This is a genomic window from Cellulomonas septica (assembly GCF_012396155.1).
Classification (GTDB): domain Bacteria; phylum Actinomycetota; class Actinomycetes; order Actinomycetales; family Cellulomonadaceae; genus Cellulomonas; species Cellulomonas septica.
In genome coordinates, this window is record NZ_JAAXOY010000420.1 from 1 (window position 1) to 3,180 (window position 3,180).

4 protein-coding genes are annotated in these 3,180 nt (G+C 73.3%); 3 read left to right on the forward strand and 1 reads right to left on the reverse strand.

All coding sequences use genetic code 11. The annotated features are described in order from the left end of the window. Positions 1–965 (forward strand): apolipoprotein N-acyltransferase (gene lnt / locus HGA02_RS14265; protein WP_168679627.1); only part of this gene is annotated, 965 nt, incomplete at its 5' end. Beyond that, entirely contained in the window at positions 962–1,750 is a 789-nt protein-coding gene (locus HGA02_RS14270) for a polyprenol monophosphomannose synthase (protein WP_168679629.1), read from the forward strand. The genes lnt and HGA02_RS14270, both read left to right, overlap by 4 nt. A gap of 27 nt (positions 1,751–1,777) precedes the next feature. On the opposite strand, the gene HGA02_RS14275 is transcribed toward HGA02_RS14270, so the two are convergent. After that, positions 1,778–2,122: an RNA polymerase-binding protein RbpA gene (locus tag HGA02_RS14275; protein WP_013771102.1), complete on the reverse strand. Its 345-nt coding sequence runs from the start codon at positions 2,120–2,122 to the stop codon at positions 1,778–1,780. A 221-nt stretch (positions 2,123–2,343) separates the two neighbouring features. Between HGA02_RS14275 and HGA02_RS14280 the strand changes: the two genes are divergently transcribed. After that, positions 2,344–3,180, forward strand: an 837-nt coding sequence (locus HGA02_RS14280; RefSeq protein WP_168679631.1) for an aldo/keto reductase, incomplete at its 3' end; no start/stop codon positions are given.

Sequence of the window (3,180 nt, forward strand, 5' to 3'; positions counted from 1 at the left end):
TCGCGGTCGGCGGGCTGCTCGTGCCGCTCGCGACGGCCGCCCAGGCGGGCCAGCTGCGTGTGGGCGCCGTGCAGGGCAACGTGCCCGGGACCGGCCTCGACGCGTTCGGGCAGCGGTCCGCGGTCCTCGGCAACCACGTCACGGGGACCCTCGCGCTGCTCGACCAGGTGCAGCCGGGCGAGCTCGACCTCGTCCTGTGGCCCGAGAACGGCACCGACATCGACCCGCAGGTCGACGAGCGCGCCGCCGACCTCATCGACTCCGCCGCGAGCGCCGTGGACGCCCCGATGCTCGTCGGGACCGTCGAGTACCCGCCCGAGGGCGGCCGCTACAACACCGCGGTCCTGTGGGTCCCGGGAGAGGGCGTCACCGCGACGTACACCAAGCAGCATCCCGCGCCGTTCGCCGAGTACATCCCGATGCGGTCGTTCGTCCGGAACTTCTCGTCCGCCGTCGACACCGTCACGCGCGACATGCTGCCGGGCGACCGTCCGGGCTACGTGCCGCTCGAGTCGGAGCGTCTGGGCCGCACCGTGGGCATCGGTGACGTCATCTGCTTCGAGGTCGCCTACGATTCGCTGGTCCGGGACGCGGTGCGCGCCGGGGGAGAGGTGCTCGTCGTCCAGACGAACAACGCGTCCTTCGGCCGGAGCGACGAGTCGACCCAGCAGCTGGCGATGTCGCGGCTGCGGGCCGTCGAGCACGGCCGCGCGACGGTGCAGATCTCGACCGTCGGCGTGAGCGCGGTGATCGGTCCGGACGGGTCCGTGAGCCAGCAGACCGGTCTGTTCACCGCCGAGCAGATGGTCGCGGACCTGCCCCTGAGCACCACCTGGACACCGGCGACGGCGCTCGGCCCCTGGCTGGGCCTCGTCGTCGACGCCCTTGCGGTGTGCATGGTGGTCGCCGGAGCCTTCGGTGCCCGCCGCGTGCCCCGTCCGGACCGAGAAGAGAGCGCGGCATGAACTCCAGCGCGGCACGTGTGCTCGTCGTGATCCCGACGTACGACGAGCGCGAGAACATCCCCGTGGTCCTCGAGCGGCTGCGGGAGCACGTCCCGACGGCCGACGTGCTGGTGGTCGACGACGGCTCGCCCGACGGCACCGGGGAGCTCGCGGAGAAGATCGCCGCCGACGAGGCCGCCTCACCCGACGCGACCCGCTCGCTCGCGGTCCTGCACCGCTCCGGCAAGCTCGGCCTCGGCACCGCGTACGTCGCCGGGTTCGGCTGGGCGCTCGCACGCGACTACGACCTCGTCGTGGAGATGGACGCCGACGGCTCGCACCGCGCGCAGGACCTGCCGCGGCTGCTGGAGGCGACGGCCGACGCCGACCTCGTGCTCGGCAGCCGGTGGGTGCCCGGCGGGAGCGTCGTGAACTGGCCGGCGCACCGCAAGGTGCTGTCGCTGGGCGGCAACACCTACACACGGCTCGTGCTGGGCATCCCGCTGCGCGACGCGACCGGAGGCTTCCGGGCCTACCGCGCCGACCTGCTGCGGTCGCTGCCCCTCGGGGAGGTCGCCTCGCAGGGGTACTGCTTCCAGGTCGACATGGCGTGGCGTGCGGTGCGCGCGGGCGCGCGGGTCGTCGAGGTGCCGATCACGTTCGTGGAGCGCGAGGTCGGCCGTTCGAAGATGAGCCGCGCGATCGTCCTGGAGGCGCTGCTCAGCGTGACCCGGTGGGGGATGCGCGAACGCTCCCGCCGGCTGGCGGGAGCGTTCGGCAGGACGCGGAGCGCGCGGGTGCGCTGAGGCGGGGGCGTGCCTCGGCGCGGGGCGTCAGGCGCTGCGGCGCAGCTTCCCGGCGCGCAGGAGACCCAGGCGCTCGTCGAGGAGCTCCTCGAGCTCGCCGATCGTGCGGCGCTCGAGCAGCATGTCCCAGTGCGTACGGGCGGGCTTGCCCGCCTTCGCCTCGGGCTTGGACGCGTCCCGCAGCAGCGCCTCGGCGCCGCAACGGCACTCCCACACCACCGGGACGTCGGCCTCGACCGAGAACGGCAGGATGATGGTGTGCCCGTTGGGGCAGTCGTAGTGCGCCTGGAGGCGGGGGGCGAAGTCGACGCCCTCGTCCGTCTCCATGCTGTGGGACCCGATGCGCATGCCGCGCAGGGACCGGTTTGCCATCAGGGGACCTCCGTGCCGGGTTCCGGCCGTCGAGTGAGAACTTCCACCGTTGTCAACGGCGGGGGACCTCTCCGTGTTCCAGCCACCCGTGAAGGTCTGGTGAACGGCCGCCGCCGACGGGGGAGAGGGACCGCACCCGAGCGACCCGGTTCTTCTGCTGAGTGGCCGCTGCCTGACCGGGACGTAGAGTGCTGCGGGTGACGACGAAGACCCCGCCGCCCATGTCCTTCCGCCAGCTCGGGGCCAGCGGGCTGACCGTGTCCGTCGCCGGACTCGGCTGCAACACGTTCGGGGCGACGCTACCGCCGGAAGGGGTGGGGCCGCTCGTCGACGCCGCCCTGGACGCCGGCATCACCTTCTTCGACACCGCGGACGTCTACGGCGGCAGCCCGGGGCAGAGCGAGGAGCTCCTGGGTGCGGCGCTGCGCGGCCGACGCGACGACGTCGTGGTCGCGACGAAGTTCGGCATGGACGTCGGCGGTCTTTACGGCACCGACTGGGGTGCGCGCGGCTCGCGACGGTACGTGCGCCGCGCCGTCGAAGGGTCGCTGCAGCGGCTCGGCACCGACCGCATCGACCTGTACCAGCTGCACGCACCCGACCCGGTCACCCCGATCGCGGAGACGCTCGCGGCGCTCGACGAGCTCGTGACCGAGGGCAAGGTGCTCTACGTCGGGTCGTCCAACTTCGCGGCCTGGCAGGTCGTCGACGCGGACTGGACGGCGCGCACGACGCACACGTCGCCGTTCGTGTCGGCGCAGAACCGCTACAACCTGCTCGACCGCGGTGCGGAGGCGGAGCTCGTCCCGGCGCTCGAGCGGACCGGCGTCGGCCTGATCCCGTACGTCCCGCTCGCGTCGGGGCTGCTGACCGGCAAGTACCGGCGCGGTGCCGAGGCACCGGAGGGCAGCCGCCTCACGCGCATGCCGCAGCGGCTGGCCGCGGCGGACTTCGACCGCATCGAGGCCCTCGCCGGCCTCGCCGCCGACTGGGGGATCGACCTGCCGACCCTCGCGCTCGGCGGCCTCGCCGCGCAGCCCGCCGTCACGAGCGTCATC

Excerpts from the sequence above, each read along its gene's own strand:
- HGA02_RS14270 (WP_168679629.1), top strand. The coding sequence starts at position 962 with ATGAACTCCAGCGCGGCACGTGTGCTCGTCGTGATCCCGACGTACGAC.
- HGA02_RS14275 (WP_013771102.1), bottom strand. The coding sequence starts at position 2,122 with ATGGCAAACCGGTCCCTGCGCGGCATGCGCATCGGGTCCCACAGCATG.